21 protein-coding genes are annotated in these 19,459 nt (G+C 64.1%); 5 read left to right on the forward strand and 16 right to left on the reverse strand.

Going from position 1 to position 19,459, the window contains the following annotated elements; genetic code table 11:
* Nucleotides 1-326: 326 nt before the first annotated feature.
* Nucleotides 327-1,988, forward strand: coding sequence for a glutamine--tRNA ligase (gene glnS, locus J9885_RS04675; protein ID WP_043761839.1), 1,662 nt, complete (start codon nt 327-329; stop codon nt 1,986-1,988).
* 102 nt (nt 1,989-2,090) lie between these two features.
* Here the strand turns inward: glnS and fur are convergent, their stop codons facing one another.
* Nucleotides 2,091-2,519 carry a ferric iron uptake transcriptional regulator gene (fur, locus tag J9885_RS04680; RefSeq protein WP_042077333.1) on the reverse strand — a complete coding sequence of 143 codons (429 nt, stop codon included), beginning with the start codon at nt 2,517-2,519 and terminating at the stop codon, nt 2,091-2,093.
* Between the two features lie 232 nt (nt 2,520-2,751).
* Here fur and J9885_RS04685 point away from each other — a divergent pair, with 232 nt between their 5' ends.
* The gene (locus J9885_RS04685) at nt 2,752-3,231 is read left to right on the forward strand and encodes a DUF4442 domain-containing protein (protein ID WP_167576649.1); all 480 of its coding nucleotides are present in this window, start codon (nt 2,752-2,754) and stop codon (nt 3,229-3,231) included.
* A gap of 67 nt (nt 3,232-3,298) precedes the next feature.
* Here the strand turns inward: J9885_RS04685 and fldA are convergent, their stop codons facing one another.
* The 4 genes from fldA to J9885_RS04705 are packed head-to-tail and all read right to left on the reverse strand — an operon-like array spanning nt 3,299 to nt 5,222.
* Nucleotides 3,299-3,823, reverse strand: coding sequence for a flavodoxin FldA (gene fldA, locus J9885_RS04690; RefSeq protein ID WP_134695517.1), 525 nt, complete (start codon nt 3,821-3,823; stop codon nt 3,299-3,301).
* A gap of 40 nt (nt 3,824-3,863) precedes the next feature.
* On the reverse strand, nt 3,864-4,160 hold the full coding sequence (gene ybfE, locus J9885_RS04695; RefSeq protein WP_005325670.1) for a LexA regulated protein: 297 nt from the start codon (nt 4,158-4,160) through the stop codon (nt 3,864-3,866).
* Between the two features lie 20 nt (nt 4,161-4,180).
* Nucleotides 4,181-4,402, reverse strand: a complete 222-nt coding sequence (locus tag J9885_RS04700) for a DUF2788 domain-containing protein (protein WP_043761836.1) — start codon at nt 4,400-4,402, stop codon at nt 4,181-4,183.
* Nucleotides 4,403-4,457: 55 nt separating this feature from the next.
* Nucleotides 4,458-5,222, reverse strand: coding sequence for an alpha/beta fold hydrolase (locus tag J9885_RS04705; RefSeq protein ID WP_210548901.1), 765 nt, complete (start codon nt 5,220-5,222; stop codon nt 4,458-4,460).
* A gap of 290 nt (nt 5,223-5,512) precedes the next feature.
* Between J9885_RS04705 and seqA the strand changes: the two genes are divergently transcribed.
* Together seqA and pgm are read left to right on the forward strand one after the other, a co-directional pair.
* Nucleotides 5,513-6,022 (forward strand): replication initiation negative regulator SeqA, encoded by a 510-nt coding sequence (gene seqA / locus J9885_RS04710; RefSeq protein ID WP_043761834.1) that lies wholly within the window; start codon nt 5,513-5,515, stop codon nt 6,020-6,022.
* 53 nt (nt 6,023-6,075) lie between these two features.
* A complete protein-coding gene (gene pgm, locus J9885_RS04715; RefSeq protein WP_210548242.1) occupies nt 6,076-7,725 on the forward strand; it encodes a phosphoglucomutase (alpha-D-glucose-1,6-bisphosphate-dependent) in 1,650 nt (549 codons plus the stop codon).
* Between the two features lie 73 nt (nt 7,726-7,798).
* Here the strand turns inward: pgm and J9885_RS04720 are convergent, their stop codons facing one another.
* Nucleotides 7,799-8,680, reverse strand: a complete 882-nt coding sequence (locus J9885_RS04720) for an EamA family transporter (RefSeq protein ID WP_210548243.1) — start codon at nt 8,678-8,680, stop codon at nt 7,799-7,801.
* 94 nt (nt 8,681-8,774) lie between these two features.
* Between J9885_RS04720 and J9885_RS04725 the strand changes: the two genes are divergently transcribed.
* Nucleotides 8,775-9,257 carry a MarR family transcriptional regulator gene (locus J9885_RS04725; protein WP_043761831.1) on the forward strand — a complete coding sequence of 161 codons (483 nt, stop codon included), beginning with the start codon at nt 8,775-8,777 and terminating at the stop codon, nt 9,255-9,257.
* A 46-nt stretch (nt 9,258-9,303) separates the two neighbouring features.
* Here J9885_RS04725 and mltB read toward each other — a convergent pair whose 3' ends face one another.
* The 10 genes from mltB to J9885_RS04775 form a co-directional block, all read right to left on the reverse strand.
* Nucleotides 9,304-10,401 (reverse strand): lytic murein transglycosylase B, encoded by a 1,098-nt coding sequence (gene mltB / locus J9885_RS04730; RefSeq protein WP_043761830.1) that lies wholly within the window; start codon nt 10,399-10,401, stop codon nt 9,304-9,306.
* 108 nt (nt 10,402-10,509) lie between these two features.
* Nucleotides 10,510-11,112, reverse strand: coding sequence for a CDP-alcohol phosphatidyltransferase family protein (locus tag J9885_RS04735; protein ID WP_210548244.1), 603 nt, complete (start codon nt 11,110-11,112; stop codon nt 10,510-10,512).
* A 2-nt stretch (nt 11,113-11,114) separates the two neighbouring features.
* Complete coding sequence (locus tag J9885_RS04740) at nt 11,115-11,768, reverse strand: ATP-binding cassette domain-containing protein (protein WP_210548245.1); 654 nt, start codon at nt 11,766-11,768, stop codon at nt 11,115-11,117.
* Between the two features lie 16 nt (nt 11,769-11,784).
* Nucleotides 11,785-13,458: an ABC transporter permease gene (locus J9885_RS04745; protein WP_210548246.1), complete on the reverse strand. Its 1,674-nt coding sequence runs from the start codon at nt 13,456-13,458 to the stop codon at nt 11,785-11,787.
* Nucleotides 13,458-14,642, reverse strand: a complete 1,185-nt coding sequence (locus tag J9885_RS04750; RefSeq protein ID WP_210548247.1) for an ABC transporter substrate-binding protein — start codon at nt 14,640-14,642, stop codon at nt 13,458-13,460. The genes J9885_RS04745 and J9885_RS04750 overlap by 1 nt, the downstream gene beginning before the upstream one ends.
* 17 nt (nt 14,643-14,659) lie before the next feature.
* Nucleotides 14,660-16,810: a bifunctional TVP38/TMEM64 family protein/FAD-dependent oxidoreductase gene (locus tag J9885_RS04755; RefSeq protein WP_210548248.1), complete on the reverse strand. Its 2,151-nt coding sequence runs from the start codon at nt 16,808-16,810 to the stop codon at nt 14,660-14,662.
* Complete coding sequence (locus J9885_RS04760) at nt 16,807-17,394, reverse strand: carboxymuconolactone decarboxylase family protein (RefSeq protein WP_210548249.1); 588 nt, start codon at nt 17,392-17,394, stop codon at nt 16,807-16,809. Before J9885_RS04760 ends, J9885_RS04755 begins: the two co-directional genes overlap by 4 nt.
* The gene (locus J9885_RS04765; RefSeq protein WP_210548250.1) at nt 17,384-18,094 is read right to left on the reverse strand and encodes a DUF1499 domain-containing protein; all 711 of its coding nucleotides are present in this window, start codon (nt 18,092-18,094) and stop codon (nt 17,384-17,386) included. Before J9885_RS04765 ends, J9885_RS04760 begins: the two co-directional genes overlap by 11 nt.
* 172 nt (nt 18,095-18,266) lie before the next feature.
* Nucleotides 18,267-18,545 carry a peptidylprolyl isomerase gene (locus J9885_RS04770; protein ID WP_043761819.1) on the reverse strand — a complete coding sequence of 93 codons (279 nt, stop codon included), beginning with the start codon at nt 18,543-18,545 and terminating at the stop codon, nt 18,267-18,269.
* 78 nt (nt 18,546-18,623) lie between these two features.
* Nucleotides 18,624-18,998, reverse strand: a complete 375-nt coding sequence (locus J9885_RS04775) for a hypothetical protein (RefSeq protein ID WP_043761818.1) — start codon at nt 18,996-18,998, stop codon at nt 18,624-18,626.
* Between the last annotated feature and the right edge of the window lie 461 nt (nt 18,999-19,459).

Genomic DNA, 19,459 nt, shown 5'->3' on the forward strand with positions numbered 1-19,459 from the left:
TGACACAGGGCGGGTCGCAAGACCCGCCTTTCCCAAGGGCGATAAGCATCGGGCTTGGGAAAGGTTGACTGTGCATGTGAGCCTTTGTTGTGTGTGTGTTTTGTCTGTTTTTCATCACTTATTGCCCCGCCTCGTGCGGGGCTTTTTTTGACCCGGATCCCTGCCCGTTTGCCCGCTTCGCCGTTTTTGGTGCGCCAATGCCCCGGATCGGCCAAATTCAGGTTGAGGCAGGGCGCGTAATGAGGGATCATACCCGGCTTGACGGCGGGGGGTTGAGGGTGCCAGCCGGCACAACTTCCGCCAGTGACGCTTTTTTGAGGTGAGCCATGAGTCAGGCGAACAGCCCAACTAACTTTATTCGTCAGATCATTGATGAAGATCTGGCCAGCGGTAAGCACACCCGCGTGCATACCCGTTTTCCGCCGGAGCCGAACGGTTATCTCCATATCGGCCACGCCAAATCCATCTGCCTGAACTTCGGCATCGCCCGTGACTATCAGGGCCAGTGCAACCTGCGCTTCGACGACACCAACCCGGCGAAGGAGGACATCGAGTTCGTGGAGTCCATCAAGCAGGACGTCCAGTGGCTCGGCTTCCAGTGGAGCGGCGAGATCTGCTACTCCTCCGACTATTTCCACAAGCTGCACGGTTACGCCATCGAGCTCATCGAGAAGGGGCTGGCCTATGTGGACGAGCTGACCCCGGAGCAGATGCGCGAATACCGCGGCACCCTGACCGCCCCGGGCAAGAACAGCCCGTTCCGCGATCGCAGCGTGGAAGAGAACCTGGCCCTGTTCGCCAAGATGAAGAGCGGCGAGATGGCCGAGGGCAGCGCCTGCCTGCGCGCCAAGATCGACATGGCCTCTCCCTTCATGGTGATGCGCGACCCCGTCATCTATCGCATCAAGTTTGCTCACCACCACCAGACCGGTGACGAGTGGTGCATCTACCCGATGTACGACTTTACCCACTGCATCTCGGACGCCCTGGAGGGGATCACCCACTCCCTGTGCACCCTGGAATTCCAGGACAACCGCCGTCTCTATGACTGGGTTCTGGACAATATCTCCATCGAGTGCCACCCCCGTCAGTACGAGTTCTCCCGTCTGAACCTCGAATACACCGTCATGTCCAAGCGCAAGCTGAACCTGCTGGTGACCGAGGGGCACGTCAGCGGTTGGGACGATCCGCGCATGCTGACCGTCTCCGGGCTGCGCCGCCGCGGCTATACCCCGGCCTCCATCCGCGAGTTCTGCAAGCGCATCGGCGTGACCAAGCAGGACAACATCGTCGAGATGAGCATGCTGGAAGCCTGTATCCGCGACGATCTCAACGAGAACGCGCCGCGCGCCATGGCCGTGCTGCACCCGGTGAAGGTGGTGATCGAGAACCTGGCGGCCGACGAAGTGCTGACCGCGCCGGCGCATCCGAACAAGCCGGAGATGGGCAGCCGCGAGCTTCCCTTCACCCGCGAGATCTTCATCGACGAGGCGGACTTCAAAGAGGAAGCCAACAAGCAGTTCAAGCGTCTGGTACTGGGCAAGGAAGTGCGCCTGCGCAACGCCTATGTCATCAAGGCCGAACGGATCGAGAAGGATGCCGATGGCAAGGTCACCTGCATCTACTGCTCTTATGACGCCGATACCCTGGGCAAGGATCCGGCGGACGGTCGCAAGGTGAAAGGGGTGATCCACTGGGTCAGCGCCACTCACTCCCTGCCGGCCGAAGTGCGCCTCTACGATCGCCTGTTCAAGGTGCCGAACCCGGGCGCCGAAGAGGACTTCGAGGCATCCCTCAACCCCGAGTCCCTGGTGATCATCGCCGGTGCCCGCGTGGAAGCCTCCCTCAAGGACGCCAAGCCGGAGTCTGCCTACCAGTTCGAGCGTGAAGGCTACTTCTGCGCCGACAACAAGCTCTCCAGCCCGGAACACCTGGTGTTCAACCGCACCGTCGCCCTGCGCGACGTCTGGGGCAAGGCCGAAGCCTGATAGACGAGAGGGCAGGGGAAACCCTGCCACTTCTGATCCGGATTGCGGACACAAAAAAGCCAGCGTGATGCTGGCTTTTTTATATTGTGCTGACCGGTGCGATCACTCGTCGTGCTTGCAGTCGCCGTTGGCGCAGTGGCCGTACAGGTAGAGGCTGTGGTTGGTCAGGCGGATGTTGTGTGCCTTGGCGATGTCGCGCTGGCGCTGCTCGATCACCTCGTCGGAGAACTCGATCACCTTGCCGCAGTCGAGGCAGACCAGGTGGTCGTGGTGCTCCTGGGTGGCCAGCTCGAACACCGACTTGCCCCCTTCGAAGTGGTGGCGGGTGACGATACCGGCATCATCAAACTGGTTGAGAACGCGATAGACGGTAGCGAGACCAATCTCCTCACCCTGATCGATCAGCCGTTTGTACAGATCTTCCGCACTGGTGTGCTGGCAGTCCGGCTGTTGCAGGATTTCCAGGATCTTGACGCGGGGCAGGGTGATCTTGAGCCCGGCCTTTTTTAACGCTTGGTTGTTGTCTGCCATATTCTATGTATTCGCATTCTCGAAGGTGTGGTTATTCTGATTGACTGCCGAGGGAATGGCAACCACGAACTCGTATGGCCTGTCATTATAGGTCGTAGCCAAGTTAAAAATAAACCCAGCAATTCAATGGGTTTAGCACATTTCCCCCGTCGGGAGATTAATCTGGCCCGCTTGCTCCGCCAGAGAATGTTGATACTATGTGATCTCTTTATAATCTGGTCGGATGAGATCCATGGATTGGCTTTTTGGCAACGCAGCCTGGGTGCGCTGCGCCCTCAACGCCTGGCCCCCCTTCTGGGGCGCCGGCATCAAGATAGAGACCCTGAGCCCCGATTTTCGCTTCTGCCGGGTGACGCTCAAGTCCCGCTGGTGGAACAAGAATGCCAACCGGACCCAGTTCGGCGGCAGCATGTTTGCCATGACGGATCCCATCTATCCGCTGATGCTGATGGGCCATTTCAAGAACCGCTATTACGTCTGGGACAAGGCGGGCAGCATCAACTTCATCAAGCCCGGCAAGGGCAAGCTGGTGGCGGAGTTCACCCTGACCGACGGCAAGCTGGCTGCTATCGTTGCCGCGACCGAGGGGGGCGACAAGCACTTCCCCGAGTTTGAGGTGACGGTGCAGGACAGCCAGGGCGAGCTGGTTGCCCAGGTCAAGCGGACGCTCTACGTGCGGGCCCGGCCGGAGCACAGGCAAGGCGCAGAGTGACGCCGATGCAGAGAGAGAAACAACAAGGGCCCCGACGGGGCCCTTGTTGCATGGAAGGGGAGGGAGATCACTCCAGCTCGCTCAGGCACATCTCTTCGTGCAGCTGCTTGCACCAGCCCTTGACGCGCTCGGCGGTCAGCTCCGGCTGGCGATCCTCGTCGATACCCAGACCCACGAAGTGCTTGTCATCCACCAGGGCCTTGGAGGCTTCGAACTCGTAACCGGCGGTCGGCCAGTTACCGATGATGATGGCGCCCTTGGCTTCGACGATGTCACGCAGGGTACCCATGGCGTCGAGGAAGTACTCGGCATAGTCTTCCTGATCGCCGCACCCGAAGATGGCGACCAGCTTGTTGGTGAAGTCGATCTCTTCGAGCTCGGGGAAGAAGTCGTCCCAATCGGCCTGGGCCTCGCCGTAGTACCAAGTCGGGATACCGAACATCAGCAGATCGAAGCTGTCGATGTCGGCCTTGCTGCTCTTGGCAATGTCACGGACTTCAATCAGTTGCTTGCCCAGTTCTTTCTGGATCATCTTGGCGACAGCTTCGGTATTACCGGTATCGCTGCCGAAAAACAGACCTACACTAGCCATAGTGTTTAGTTACCCGTATCTGGTGTTGATTCTTAACGGTTCAGATTGCGATGCCTGCTGCGTGAGCAGACTCAATCTGTTGCTTCAGGATAGATTGGATCAGCTCGGCTCGGCTGACGTTCTGTTGCAGCGCAAGTTGGTTCAGGCGCTCCAGCAACTCGGCTTCCACCTTCAACTCGACCCGCTTCAGCCCGTTCTCCCGATCGCGCTTGAGCTGGTTGCGCTTGTTGATCTTGAGCTGGGTCTCACGGGGGAGTGGGTTGGTCTTTGGCCTGCCGGGGCGCTTCTCAGTTGCGAACAGATCCAGTGTTGTTCGATCAGTTTGCTGTTTGGCCATACATCACAGATGAAAAGTAGTTAGCCGATCCCTGAGCCTTCCCAGCCCATTTCGATCAGCCCCTTGGCGACAAAACCCGCGCAACCCAGAAACAGCACCAGCCAGACGACGAAGCGGCCAAACCGGGGCACGTTGCCGCGTTTGAGCACATCGTGAATGGCCAGACCAATCAGCAGGAAGATGGCCACGAAGAACAGTTTCAGGCCCAGACTCTCGATGAGATCGATGTGTTCACTCAGCATGGATTGCGCGCACTCCTAATGACGGGCGCACTATATCACAAAGGATTTGAAACTGTTAACCGCCTGTCGACAGGAAATCCACAACCAGTTTGTTGAACAAAACCGGCTTTTCCGCGTGTAGCCAGTGACCGGTGCCGGCGATGATGCGGGCCTTGGCGGCCGGGAACTGGGCCATCGCGGTCCCGGTGTATTCGGGCAGCATATAGTCGGACTCTCCCCCCTTGATGAAGAGCGTCGGGCCTTCGAAGCGGCGTTCATCGTCGGGCCAGCCCATGATGTTGGCGTAGTTGCGCTCAAGGGCCGGCACGTTGAAGCGCCAACCCCAGCCTGACTCCCCTTTGGCGAAGGACTTGAGCAGGAACTGGCGTACCCCGGGGATCCCGATGTGCTCGGCCAGGATGGCTTCCGCCTCGCTGCGGCTTTGAGGAGCATGCTCGAGCGTGGCGTTGAGACCGGCGAAGACATCCTTGTGGCGGGCGTGGGGATAGGCCACGGGGGCGATGTCGGCCACCACCAGCTTGGCGACGCGCGTCGTCGCCTGCTTGGCGAGCTGCATGGCGACCTTGCCGCCCATGGAGTGGCCCACCAGGGCAACCTCTTCGAGCCCGAGGAAGTCCAGCAGGGCGAGGACGTCTGCCGCCTGGGCTGGGTAGCTCATCTCGTCGCTGTGGAAGGAGGCGCCATGGTTGCGCAGATCGACGCTGATGACCCTGTATTGCTCGCCGAGCGGGCGCGCCAGCAGGCCCAGGTTGTCCAGGCTGCCGAACAGGCCGTGGATCAGGACGACGGCAGGACCCTCTCCCTGATCCTTGAAGTTCAATCGTGAATATTGTTGCAAAATGACACCTTGTCGGTCGTGGGCGATGTCGCCATATTTTTTAACACACTGAAAAAAAAGGATTTCACTCCAGCACGGGGATATTTTTTGTGGTTTTTTTTCAAAAAAATCCTCCGAGATCGGTTATCAGTGCGGGGGATCACACACTTGGCACGTCATTATGCCGTATTCTCGGGGAGATTCATGCACATCTGCCAGCCCCTCCCTTGGGCTGCCGGGTCTGCCTATGTATAATCGCCGCATCCGAATTTCGACGAGTCCAGCGCATCCTTATGAAAACCATCGAGCTTGATGACGATCTCTACTTCTTTATCGCGAGCCAGACCCGGCACATCGGCGAGAGTGCGTCCGATATCCTGCGTCGCCTGCTGGAGCAACCGGCCCAGACCCGGACGGCGACCGTGACGGCGGCCCCCGCGGTCCAGCCGCAGCCCGTGGCCGATGCCATGGGACTGGAGGCCCTGCTGGATTCCGGAGCGTTGCAGAAAGAAGAGAAGTCCATCAACCGCTTCATGCTGGTATTGAGCACCCTCTACCGGGACAACCCGGAGGGCTTTACCCAGGCGACCGAGATAAAGGGGCGCAAGCGCGTCTATTTCTCCCGTGACCCCGAGGCGCTGCGGGCCAGTGGCAGCACCACCAAGCCCAAGCAGGTGCCACAAACTCCGTTCTGGGTGATCACCAACACCAATACCAGTCGCAAGCAGAACATGGTGGCCCAGCTGATGAGCAGCATGGGGTATGACGAGGAACTGACGGCTCGGGTGTGCGGCGCCGTTTAACGCATCAACGACTCAAGGCCTTGCCGGGCAAGGCTCAGTACAAGGAAAACGCCATGGCACAGCATTCTCACGCCGGTCAGCCGGCTCGTCTTTGCGATCTGACCAACATCCCCCGTCTGGTCAGCGCCTACTACCTCAACAAGCCGGACATGAGCCGCCCCGAGCAGCGGGTCGCCTTCGGCACCTCCGGCCACCGCGGCAGCGCCCTGCACAGTGCCTTTACCGAATCCCATATCCTGGCGGTGACCCAGGCGCTGGTGGAGTACCGCCAGCAGGCCGGTATCACGGGGCCGCTGTTTGTGGGCATGGATACCCATGCTCTGTCCGAGTCCGCTTTTGCCAGCGCGGTGGAAGTGCTGGCGGCCAACGGTGTCGAGACCCGCATCCAGGCCGGCCTCGGCTTCACACCGACTCCGGTCATCTCTCACGCCATCCTGCGCCACAATGCAGGCAAACCCGCGGCCCTGGCGGACGGCGTGGTGATCACCCCGTCCCACAACCCGCCGGAAGACGGTGGCTTCAAGTACAACCCGCCCCACGGCGGCCCCGCGGAAGGGGAGATCACCAAGTGGGTGGAAGACCGCGCCAACGCGATTCTGGAAGCGAACCTGGCTGGCGTGAAGCGCATGCCGTTCGCCGAGGCCCTGGCGAGCGCGTTCGTGGTCGAACACGACTATGTCACCCCCTATGTGGATGATCTGGAGAACGTGCTGGACCTGGCCGCCATCAAGAAAGCAGGCATCAAGATCGGGGTGGACCCGCTCGGTGGCTCCGGCGTCGCCTACTGGGACGTCATCGCCAAGCGTTACGATCTCGACATCGAGGTGGTGAACTACAAGGTGGATCCGACCTTCTCCTTCATGACTCTGGACAAGGATGGCAAGATCCGGATGGACTGTTCCAGTCCGTTCGCCATGGCGAGCTTGATAGCCCTGAAAGACAAGTTCGACATCGCCCTTGGCAATGACCCTGACTACGATCGTCACGGTATCGTCACCAAAGCGGGCCTGATGAACCCGAACCACTACCTGGCGGTGGCGATCCAGTATCTGTTCACCCACCGCACCGGCTGGTCTGCCGATGCAGCCGTCGGCAAGACGCTGGTCTCCTCCTCCATGATCGACCGGGTCGCCGGCGAGATTGGCCGCACCCTGAAAGAGGTGCCGGTCGGCTTCAAGTGGTTCGTGGATGGTCTCTACAGCGGCGAGTTCGGCTTTGGCGGCGAGGAGAGCGCGGGCGCTTCCTTCCTGCGCAAGGACGGCACCGTCTGGACCACCGACAAGGATGGTTTCATCCTGGCGCTGCTGGCCGCCGAGATCCTGGCCGTCACCGGCAAGGATCCCCAGGCCCATTACGACGCCCTGGAGGCCAAGTTTGGCCGTTCCAGCTACCGCCGCATCGACGCCCCGGCCAACAGTGCCCAGAAGGCGGTGCTCTCGAAGCTGGATCCGGCGCTGGTGGAGGCTTCCATGCTGGCGGGTGACCCCATCACCGCCAAGCTGACCAAGGCCCCCGGCAACGACGCCGCCATCGGCGGTCTCAAGGTCGTGACCGAGCATGGCTGGTTCGCGGCGCGCCCCTCCGGCACCGAGTCCATCTACAAGATCTACATGGAAAGCTTCAAGGGGGAGGCACACCTGGACCTCATCCAGCAGGAAGCCCAGCAGATCGTCTCCGCCGCCCTGGCCAAGGCCGGCGTCTGACCCTTCCGGCATCAACTCATGTGAAAGAGGAGCCCTGGTGGCTCCTCTTTTTTTATGTCGGGTTGACCGCGGATCAGCCGTTGTCGACGCCGCCGGTGGCGGCCTTGCGGTTTTGCCAGCGCTTGAGGAAGGGGCGGGCCGGCAGCTTCATCAGGAAGAGGGAGAGCAGGATCACCGCGATGCCGAGCCACTGCCGGCCGTCCAGGGTTTCGCCCACCAGCAGCACGCCGCCTGAGACCGCCACCATGGGGTTGGTGAGGGCCAGCATGCTCATCACCTCGGGGCCGTGGCGCTTGAGCCCCCAGAGCCAGGCCCAGTAGGCGAGCGCCGTGTTGAGCAGCACCAGCCAGAGCAGCCCCGGGGTGCTGGCGGCATGGGGCAGGGGCATGGGGCCCGCCAGCCACCAGGCGAGCGGGATCAGCATCAGGCCGCCCAGCAGCAGTTGCCAGGCGGTCAGCGCCAGCAGATCGCTCACCGGCCAGCGTTGCATCCAGCGGCTGGACTGACCGATGAGAACGGTGGCGAGCAGGGCGCAGGCCACGCCGACGGGATCCAGATTGGCGGAGGGGTTGAGCAGCAGGAGCACACCGGCAAGCCCCATCAGGCCCAGCAGCAGCCACTTGAGGGTCGGCCGCTTGCCATCCTGCAGCCAGGCCAGCGCCATCAGGATGAGGGGCAGGGTGGCACCCAGGGTGCCCGCCACGGCGCCGGGCAGGCGGAAGGCGGCCACGAACAGCAGGGCGAAGAAGGCGGTGATGTTGCAAAACGCCAGCAGGAACTGGCGGTTCCAGCTGAGGGGCGGCCAGCGCGGATGCAGCATCAGCAGCAGCACACCGGCGGGCAGGGCTCGCCACACGGCCACCCAGTAGGGCGAGTAGTCGGTCAGGTAGAGACTGACGACGGCATAGGTGCTGCCCCACAGCAGGGGGGCGAGCAGGGCGATCAGCAGCGGCATAGTTGTCTCACAAAAAAGTATCTTTAAGGAAAGATAAGCTAGCCGCGAGTTGGTTTATTATCAAGTATCTTTATGAAAAGATAATGGAGCCATGATGGAGACAGATCACGTGGACCAGCTGTTGGGGCAGTGGGCCCGGCAGCGGCCGGATCTCGACTGCAGCCCCATGGGGGTGTTTGGGCGGGTGGCGCGCATGGCGGCCATCGCCGGGCGCGAGATCAATGACGAGCTGAAGGAGTGCGGCCTGCTGGGGTCGGACTTCGACATTCTGGCGACCCTGCGCCGGGCCGATGAGCCACTCACTCCCACGGCGCTCTACCAGTCCGCCATGCTCACCTCGGGGGCCATGACGGCCCGGCTCGACAAGCTGGCCGAGCGGGGCCTCATCGAGCGTCAGGCCGCTCCGAGCGACAGGCGAAGCCTCTTGGTCTGCCTGACGGCAGAGGGGCGGGAGCTCATCGATGTGGCGGTGGCGCGGCATGTCGCCAACGAGCGCCGCCTGCTGGCTCCCCTGAGCGAGGGCGAACAGGTGCAACTGGCGGCCCTGCTCAAACGCTGGCTGCTGGAGAACGAATAGCAAAACGGGCCCATGGGGCCCGTGTTCACATCGGCAGGGAACGGCCTCAATAGCCGCCCCTGGCCTCCTTGGCCGCGAGTCCCAGCTGCCAGACCGCCATGGCGTAGTGGGTGCTGTGGTTGTAGCGGGTGATGGCGTAGAAGTTCGGCAGACCGTACCAGTACTGGTAGCCGGTGCCCACGTCCAGACGCAGCAGGCTCGCTTCCTTGTGGTTGCCCAGATTGCCGGTCGGCGCCAGGCCGGCGCCACGCAGGGTGGCCACGGGGTAGCGGGTCTGGAAGCCGTGTTCATAGCCGGGCAGCTGGCCCTGACCGCGCACCGCCACCGGTTGCCCCTTCTCCCAGCCATGGGCCTTGAAGTAGTTGGCCACGCTGCCGATGGCATCCACCGGATCCCAGAGGTTGGTGTGGCCGTTGCCGTCAAAGTCCACCGCATAGCGCTGGAAGCTGGAGGGCATGAACTGGCCGTAGCCCATGGCACCGGCGTAGGAGCCCTGGGGCTCGGTGGGATCTATCCCCTCGTCCCGGGCCATCACCAGGAAGGCCTCCAGCTCGCTCGTGAAGAAGTCGGCGCGGCGCGGATAGTCAAACGCCAGGGTCGCCAGGGCATCCAGGATGCGGGTCTTGCCCATCACCCGACCCCAGCGGGTCTCCACCCCGATGATGCCGACGATGATCTCCGGCGGCACGCCGTAGATCTGCTGGGCGCGGTTGAGTTCGCTCTCGTATTCGCGCCAGAAGTTGACGCCGTTTTGCACGTTGTCCGGGGTGATGAACTTGGCGCGGTAGCGATTCCAGGCGCCGGTCGGGCCGGTAGGCGGCGTGGTGGTAGGCGCCTGGGCGTCCATCAGCTTGATGATCCAGTCATAGCGCTGTGCCTGCGCCAGCAACTGGTGCAGCTCGGCGCCGTTGAAGCCGTGCTTGGAGACCATGCGCTGCACGAAGTTGTCCACATTGCTGCGGTTGGCGAAGTCCCCCCTGCTGACGCCCGGCTGGCTCACCTGGCCGTAGAAGGGTTTGCTCGGCGGTGTCTGGTTGATGAAGGCGCTGTTGGGCTGGGGTTTGACCACGGGCTTGGGCGCCGGGGTGCTGCTGCAGCCATAGAGCAGGGGAAACAGGGAGAGGAGACAGACAAGGCGACGCATAAGGTTCTCGTGAGCCTGAAAAAGAGTGCCGTCATGGTAAAACATTGGCGTCCATGCGCAAGTGCTCCGTGCAGTGGCCCCCCCTCTTTCCCACTGTCTCCCGCCTCCTCAACGCAGGGTGTGATAGCCGCTCCAGAGCCGGGTCAGGGTGGTGATGAGGCAGAGCAGGGCAAAGCCGTAGGCGAGGGACGCAAAACCGGTGGGCCACAGACACATCAAGACGAACAGGGCGATGGTCTCGCTCCCCTCGGTCAACCCTCCGAGGTAATAGAGCGACTTGTGGTGATAGACGGGGTTATCGATCCCCCGCTTGCCCGCCATGATGGCGAAGGCGAGAAAACTCGAGCCCGTGCCCATGAAGGCAAACAGCAGGGTGGCAGCGGGCAGGGCGTTGGCGGGGTCGGCGAGGGCGAACCCCAGCACCACGGCGGCGTAAAAGATGAAGTCGAGGGTGATGTCGAGAAAGCCGCCGCAGTCGGTGATCCCCGTCTCCCGTGCCACGGCGCCATCCAGCCCGTCCAGCATGCGATTGAGCAGGATGGCGAGCAGTGCCCAGAGATAAAGGTCAAAGGCCAGCAGCGGCAGCACCAGCATGCCGATGGCAAAGCCGGTGAGACTCACCTGGTTGGCGCTGATCCCCATGCGCCGCAAGGGTCTGGCCAGCCGGGTGAGGGGGCTGCGAATGACGGGGATGAGGTAGCGATCGAACAAGGTCAGGATCCTCGGCAAACAGGGATGGAAAGGGTGAGGTCGAGGATGGTGCCGGGAGCATCCTCTTCATCATGAGTGACCAGGATGGCGGGGATCGCCAGCATCCTTATCTGCTCGAACACCAGGGCGCGAAATGCCGCCCGCAGCGGCTTGTCGAGGCGGGAGAAGGGCTCGTCCAGCAGCAGGGCTTGCGGTTCGGCCAGCAGGGCCCGCAGCAGGCTGACGCGTGCCTTCTGGCCGCCGGAGAGCGCCCCCGGCAGCTTGTCTGCCTGATCCGCCAGCGCCACCTGTGCCAGGGCCTCCAGCGCTTTCGCCCGCCGGGCGCCGCTTCCCTTGAGGGAGGCGGGCATGCCGAACATCAGGTTCTCGGCCACCGTCAGGTGGGCAAACAGCAGGTCATCCTGAAACAGCATGCCGATGCGCCTCGCCTGCGGGGGCAGCAGGGTGAGCCGTCGCTCGCCGAGCCGGACGTCCCCCTCCAGCCGAAGGGGCCCCATGGGGGGCAGGATGCCCGCCAGCGCCGCCAGCAACGAGCTCTTGCCGCAGCCACTGGGTCCCATCAGGGTCAGCACCTCGCCGGGGGCGATGGCGAGCGCGGGTAACGACAGCAAGGGCGCTTGCCCAAGGTAGAGGTGAAGGGGCGTGGTGCTTAGCATCGAGACGTTCCCGTGTTTATCGGGCGCCCTTGAGCGCCGGGTTGAGGCGACCTGGCAGCCAGAGCGCCAGCAGATAGATTGCCAGTGGCAGGAGCAGTTGCAACAGGCCGTAGAGCCCGGCCAGCCGCCGGTTGAGGCCGCTGCCGATGGCCACCGCCTCCGTGGTGATGGTGACCACCCGACCTGCGCCAAACAGCAGGGTCGGCAGATATTGGGCGAGGCTCACCGCCGCTCCCACCGCGAACGAGAAAAGCAGCGGGCGGGCCAGCAAGGGCCCCTTCACCCGCCACCAGGTGCGCCAGGGGCTGGCGCCGAGCAGGAGCGCCGTCTGGGTGAGACGGGGATCGAACTGGCGATAGGGGCCGTGCAAACAGAGATAGACGTAGGGAAACACGAACAGCAGCTGGCTCCAGAGCACCCAGCCCCAACCAATCCCGCCACCCAGCCAGTCGAGTCCGAGCCGGATGCCAAACAGCAGGCTGGCCTGGGGCAGCAGCAACGGCAGGCAGATGAGCCAGAGCGGCCAGGGGCGACGCCCCTGCTGCGCCTCCAGACTCAATACCACCAGCAGCAGGGCCAGCGCCGCGCCCGCCAGGGCCAGCAAGGCGCTGTCGATGAGCAGGGGCATCAGGTCCGGCAGCAGCTCCAGCCAGTGCTGGCTGCTCCATTGACTTGGCCACAGATCCGGGAAGGACCAGCGCCGCGCCAGCGACCAGAGCAGCAGGGCCGCCAGCACCGCCAGGTTGATGGCAAACAGGGCGGCGACACAGAGGCCGGCCAGCCTGGCCGCCAGGGGGCGCGATCCGCGGCGCTGTCCGTCGAGCCAGAGCTGCTTGCCATACCGCTGATGAGCCCACTCCAGCAGGCGCAGCGCCGCCAGCAGCAACAGGCTGATGGCCAGCAGCAGCAGGGCGCCGCTGGCGGTGACGCCGCGCCAGCCAAGATCCGGATCCTGATACCAGAGCCACAGCCCGACTGCCAGCGGAGCGGGGGCATCCGGGCCCAGCAGCTGGGCGAGATCCACCACCGCCACCCCGTAGGCGGCGACCGCATAGAGGGGCAGGCGCAGGGCGGGCCAGAGGGCGGGCAGCAGCAGACGCCACCAGATCTGCGGTGCGCTGAAGCCAAGGCTCGCCCCGAGCCACTGCTGGCGCGCCAGTTTGGCGGGCTCCAGGGCCGCCAGCGCCATCAACAGCAGAAACGGCGTCTCCTTCATGATGAGCGCCAGGATCAGGCCAAGTCCCCAGGGATCCCGGATGGTCTGCCAATCGGGGGGAAACTCGAACCCGGTCAGGGAGGGAGAGACGAGGCGCAGCAGCCAGCCGGAGGGGGCGAGCAGAAAGGCAAAGCCGATGGCGAAGGCGACGTGGGGCAGGGCCAGCAGGGGGGATAGCAGGCGGCGCAGCCAGCGAAAACAGGGGCGCTCGTCACCCTGCTGGCTGCTTTGCGCCAGCAGCAGGGCGGTCAGCAGCAGGCTGCCGAGGGTCGAGGCCGCGCCAATCCACAGGCTCAGGGCCGCCGAGTGCCAGAGTCCGGGCTGGGCCAGCAGGCGATGAAGGTTTAGCTGGCTTAGCCCGCTGCCCAGCAGTTGCCACAGCCCCGCCAGCACGGGCGCCGCCAGCAGGAGGGCGCAAGCGCAGGTGAAGAGAGGACGCCAGCCTGGCAGCCGGTTGTCGGTGGTTGATGGCATCAGTGGCCGTAACGTTCGGCCCAGGCTGCTTCAAGCCTGAGTTGCCAGCTGGGGTGGGGCTCTGCCACCGCCTTGAAGCGCAGGGCCGGCGTCTGGCTGGCCGAGGCGGGCAGGGCATCGGTCCGCAGCACGCTGGGATCGCCCCAGAAGGCGGGATCGGCCTTGCGTGCCTGGGCTGCCGGGCTTAGCAGAAAATTGACCGCCACCTTGGCCCCGGCACGGGCGCTGGGGTTGAACGGAATGGCGAGAAAGTGGCTGTTGGTGAGCGCCCCCTTTGCCATGGCCACCGCGACCACGCCAGGTGGCAGGGCACCGTTTTGCACCGCGCTCCGGGCTTCTCCCGGGTTGAAGCTGATGGCCATGGCCAGCTCGCCATCATCCAGCAGCTGACGGGTCTCGGCGGCGCTGGCAGGGAACAGCTTGCCCTTGCGCCAGAGTACCGGGTGCAGCGCATCGAGCCAGGTCCAGAGGGGCGCCGTCAGACGCTCAAACTCGGCATCGGTCGCCTCCCGATAGAGGGGGGCGGGATCCGGGGTGAGCTCCAGCAGGATTTGCTTGAGAAAGCTCGAGCCGTGGAACTGGGGTGGCTTGGGATAGGTGAAGCGGCCGGGGTTGGCCCTGGCCCAGGCGAGCAGGGCGGCGGCCGAGGTGGGGGGCGTGGCGACCTCCTCCCCGTTGACCATCAGGTTGAGCTGGCCTATGCCCCAGGGGGCCTCGAGCCCCGCTACCGGTACGGTGAAGTCCTCACTCACCGGCAGACTCGGGTCCACCAGGGCCATGTTGGGCAGCTCCCCGGTGAAAGGAGCCCCCAGCAGTTCCCGTTCTTTCATCGCCTTGAAGTTCTCGCCATTGACCCAGAGCAGATCGATGGGGCCGCCTGCGAGTTTGCCCGCCTGTTTGTTGGCAAGCAGCTGGCTGACGCTCTGGGCGATATCATCCACCTTGACCTGCACCAGCCTGACCCCGTACTGGCGCTCGAGCTCCTGCCCGGCCCACACCAGATAGCCGTTGATCTCCGGGCTGCCGCCCCAGGCGTTGAAGTAAACAGTCTGGCCCTTGGCCTCGTCCAGCGTCTGCTGCCAGCGGGCATCGGGGGCCGGGTTCTCGCCGGCAATCAGGGAGCCGCTTGCCAGCAGGGGCAGGGCGCAGACCAGGGTTTTGAGCAGGGGCAGGGTCTTGAACATGAGTGTCACCTAAGGGATCAGGCGCCGCGGCGCCAGCTGTGATAACGGGCCAGCAGGGCCAGGATGCGGGTGGGCTGGTGGGCCCGTTTCCACTCGCCGGCCACGTATTTGTTCGCCTCCATCAGGGTGGGGTAGGCGTGGATGGTGGCGAGGATCTTGCCAAGCCCCAGTTTGTGGCGCATGGCGAGGACGAACTCGGCTATCCGCTCGCCGGCGTGAGTGCCCACTATGGTGGCACCCAGGATCTTGTCCTTGCCCGGCACGGTCAGCACCTCGACAAAGCCCTCGCGCTCACCGTCGGCGATGGCGCGATCCAGCTCGGCCAGCGCGAAGCGGGTCACCTCGAATGCAATGCCCTGCGCCTCGGCCTCCTTGCGATTGAGGCCCACCCGGGCAATTTCAGGCGTGGTGTAGGTAGCCGCCGGGATCACCCGGTAGTCGGCGCGAAAGCGCTTGAACTGGCCAAACAGGGCGTTGACGGCGGCATACCAGGCCTGATGGGCGGCAAAGTGGGTGAACTGGTAGGGGCCCGCCACGTCCCCCACCGCCAGAATGCTGGGGTAGTTGGTGGCCAGAAAACCGTCGACCGCGACAGTGCCGCGCGGCGCCAGCGTGACCCCCAGCTCCTCCAGCCCGAAGCCGCTCACGCTGGCAACCCGGCCCAGCGCAAGCAGCAGCTGATCTCCTTCGATCACTTGGGTCTCGTCACCCCGGCGAAGGTGCAGCCGGATGGGCAGCCCATCCTCTATGGCTTGGTATTGCGCCCGCTCGGCGCGCCAGCCGGTGAGAAGGGTGACGCCGTCCCGTTCCATCTGGTGGTGCAACGCCTCGGCCACTTCCCGCTCCTCTCGTGGCAGCAGCTGATCGGCCAGCTCCACCAGGGTGACGGGGATGCCGAGCAGGGCAAAGCTCTGGGCCAGCTCGCAGCCGATGGGGCCGCCGCCGAGCACCAGCAGGCGGCGCGGCGGGGTGCGCAGCTGCCACAGGGTGTCCGAGGTGAGGTAGGGCACCTCATCAAGTCCCGGTAAATCGGGCACCAGCGGTCTGGCGCCGGTGGCGATGACCACGTGGCGGGTGGTGAGGCGCCGGCCGTTGACGTCGACCTCCCAGGGGGAGACCAGCCGCGCCGCCCCCTCGATGCACTCCACCCCCAGCCCCTGGTAACGCTCGACGGAGTCGTGGGGCTCGACCTCCCTGATCACCTGGGCGACCCGCGCCATCACGGCGGCAAAATCAGCCTCGCTCTGGCTCGGGCTAAAGCCGAGCTCGCCCGCCTTGCGCTGCTCGGCAGCAAAGCGGGCAGCGCGGATCAGCGCCTTGGAGGGGACACAGCCGGTGTTGAGGCAATCTCCCCCCATTTTGTGTTTTTCAATCAGGGTCACTTTGGCCTTCACCGCCGCGGCGATATAGCTGGTGACCAGGCCGCCGGCGCCGGCACCGATCACCACCAGGTTGTAGTCGTAGCGGATCGGCTTTTGAAAAGGGGCGTGCAGGCGGCGCAGGGCGAGCCTGCGTTGCAGCCCCCGCATCAGCCAGGGCATGAGGCCGAGCAGGGTCAGGGCCGCCACCAGGCCGGGGGAGAGGATGTTGCCCGTGCTGGTGAGGGTGGCCAGCTCGCTGCCCGCCAGCACATAGACGAAGGTGCCCGGCAGCATGCCGAGCTGGCTCACCCAGTAGTAGGTACTGACTCTGATGGGGGTCAGCCCCATCACCAGGTTGACCAAGAAGAAGGGGAAGAGGGGGATGAGGCGCAGGCTCAGCAGATAGAAGGGGCCATCCTTTGCCATCCCCGCCTGGAAGGTGGCCAGCTTGTCGCCAAAGCGGGCGCTCACCCAGTCGCGCAGCAGGAAGCGGGCGCTGAGAAACGCCAGGGTGGCGCCGAGCGAGCTGGCAAAGGAGACCAGCAGCAGCCCCCAACCGATACCGAAGACCGCGCTGCCTGCCAGGGTGAGCAGGCTGGCCCCCGGCAGGGAGAGGGCGGTGCTGAGCACATAGATCACCAGAAACAGCAGGCTGGCCGCGACAAAATGGCGGTCGACCCAGAGCGCCAGGCTCGCCTGGCGAGCCTGTAACTCGGAGAGGCTAAGATAGTGGCCGAGATCGAACGCGAAAAAGGCGCCGATGAGGCACCCCATCACCAGCAGAAGCAGCAAACGGGCTCGCGTCATTTGGCGTCCTTGTCGGCGTTGGCATCGGTCGGGCGCACGGGCTGAACCGGCAGCTGGCAGAAGCCCTGGGGAGCGATGTCGAGGGCGGCGTTGAACTTGGCCGACATGTTCTGGAAGGCGATGAGGCCGGTGAGCTCCACCATGGCGTCGTCATCGAACCAGGGCTTGAGACGGGCAGCCTGCTCGTCGCTCACACCATCCAGCCCTGTCATCGCCTCTGTGAAGTCGAGCACGGCCCGCTCCCGCTCGTCGAACAAGGGGCTTTCGCGCCACTCGGCCAGGGCTTCCACCTTCTCGCTGGAGCCGGCCCGCTTGATGAGGGTCATGGCATTGATGTCGACGCAGAAACGGCACCAGTTGAGCTGGGAGACCCGCACCGTCACCAGGGAGCGCAGCACGGGATCGATGGGAGAGCGCTTGCGGTTGATGACGCCATAGAGGGTCGCCACGGCGGCGAACAGGCGGGGGGATCGGCCCCAGCACTTGCCGGGGATCAGCACCTGGCCGTAGTTGCGCTTCTGCAGCCAGAAGAAGGGGCGGATGAACCAGGCATAGGCACTGTCCGGCTTGACTTCAATGCGCATTTTGTTCCTCTTGAAGTTTTTGCATCTTGGGCTTGTAGGCGCCCCCCAGCCGTTCGTTGAGCCGGTTCAGGAAGTCCAGGATCCGTGCCCGGTTGGCCCCCAGATCGCTGCGCCCCTGACGGGAGGCGGATCGCATGTCGATGCGGGTCTCTTTCGGCCCGGCGAAGACCCGCAGCGCCACGTCATCCTGAAAACCGAACCAGCTCGTGGTGACGACGGCATCCAGGCCGTCCGGGCTCGGGTGCACCTGCCAGCCGAGCTCCGTCATCAGCTCATCCGCCTCGGCGAGCACCTCGGCGGGAGAGGCGCGGGTATAGAGAGGACCGGGATTGCCGGGAAAAACTTGCAGGGGAGGGATGCTGACGGGGAGATCCTGCGCCGTTCTCAGCTGCCCGGCCCACTGGAGGCGGGGAGGGTGGTAGGGATCCGTGCTGACGTCGTTGGTGAGCGGCGAGCGCAAGGCCTGAACAATGAACAGTAGGGGCAACAGCAGGGGGGCGATGCCCCAGGCATCGGGCCACAGGTTGGCGGTACGGCGATAGCGCCAGGGCAGGCGCAGCAGCAGCCACAGGCTGATCAGGGCGCTCGCGAGGCAGAGGGTGAAACCGAGCCACCAGGGCCAGAGGTGGGCACGGCTGCCGAGGGCGCCCCCGAGGGGCAGCAACCAGGCCAGCAGGGGCCACCACAAAGAGCTGTGCATAAGAAGGATCCACTGGTCAGGATGGAACTATGCCCAGAGGATAAACTTAATTGACTGATAACGTTAGTAAATTATCATATTGCTTCGGTATGGTGTAGCCCCGGGACGGGGCACGTCTGGGGGCGGGGCGCCAGCAAACCGGCGTGGGCTGGAACGGCGCTCGGGCGCGGTCTCAGCTGCGGTAGAGCACCTTGATCAGGTGGAAGCCGAACTTGGTGCGCACCGGCCCCAGGACCTTGAGCAGCTCCCCCTTGAAGACGGCGTCGTCGAAGGATTTGACCATGTCCCCCTTGGAGAACTCCCCCAGATCCCCGAAGCGCTTGCCGGAGGGGCAGGTGGAGAATCGCTTGGCCATCTGGCCGAAGTCGGCACCCTTCTCGATCTTCTCCTTGATCTCCAGACACTGTTTCTCGGTCTTGACCAGGATGTGCTGGGCACAGGCTTTTTTCATCGGGAGGCTCCTCGGTGGCGGTAAAGGGGCGCAAGATTACTCCAAATGCGCGCCCGCGTCAGCCCTCGGTGTTCGGGCTCAGCCCCGGGCCCCGGCGGCCAGGCGTGCCCTGGGTCGGGACTGCCAGATAATCTCCAGCCCCAGCAGGGCATAGAGGCTCCAGATGGCCAGGGGATTGAGCCACTCGCCACCCATCTGCAGGGTGAGCAGGGCACCGCCGACCAGCAGCAGCGACACCCCGGGCAGGCGCCAGTGGGCGGGCAGCGGCGCCAGCAGGGCCATGCCCAGCAGCAGGGCGAGGCCGAAGGGCAGGTTGAGGGCGGTGAAGGCCAGCGCCTGTTGGCCGTTCATGCCGGTCAGCAGGGCCAGCAGGGCGCTGCAGCAGGCCAGGAAGGTGATGAATTCGAGTCGGTCGGCGATGTAGTCAGCCAGTTGTTCGCTGCGTAAGGTCATGGTGTCTCTCCTGCGATGAATGGGAGCAGTGTGAGACAGGCGGGAGAGCAGTGGCAGCGGGATAAATCGATTGGATTGAACGAAGCTTTAGTGCCACCCATCAAGTTATTGATTTACACTTATTTTCCGGTTCAATAGCAGGCATGATGGCACTGGTGTCAGACGATGATGTCAAGTCGGCGAGGCGGCGTCCCCTCGCAAAGTCCGGGGCGCTTCGACAGGAATTGTCGCGCGCCGGAGGGCGGCGGAGGTGGGATAGCGGTGCATGAACGCGGGCGGTGTGCACCGGATGCGCGTGTTTTTTATACGCCCCTTGCCGCAAGCGTGTGCAATCGGCTCGGCCCGGCCGGGGAAGCGCCCCGCGCGCCGCCGTTTAGGCCGCGATCCCGGGGGGAGGGCCGTCACCCCGATTGGGGCCCGGTCGGGGGATTTCGCGACCCCGGTTGTGCTAGGATGGGCGA

This window comes from Aeromonas sp. SrichE-2G (assembly GCF_017939565.1).
Lineage (GTDB): Bacteria > Pseudomonadota > Gammaproteobacteria > Enterobacterales > Aeromonadaceae > Aeromonas > Aeromonas taiwanensis.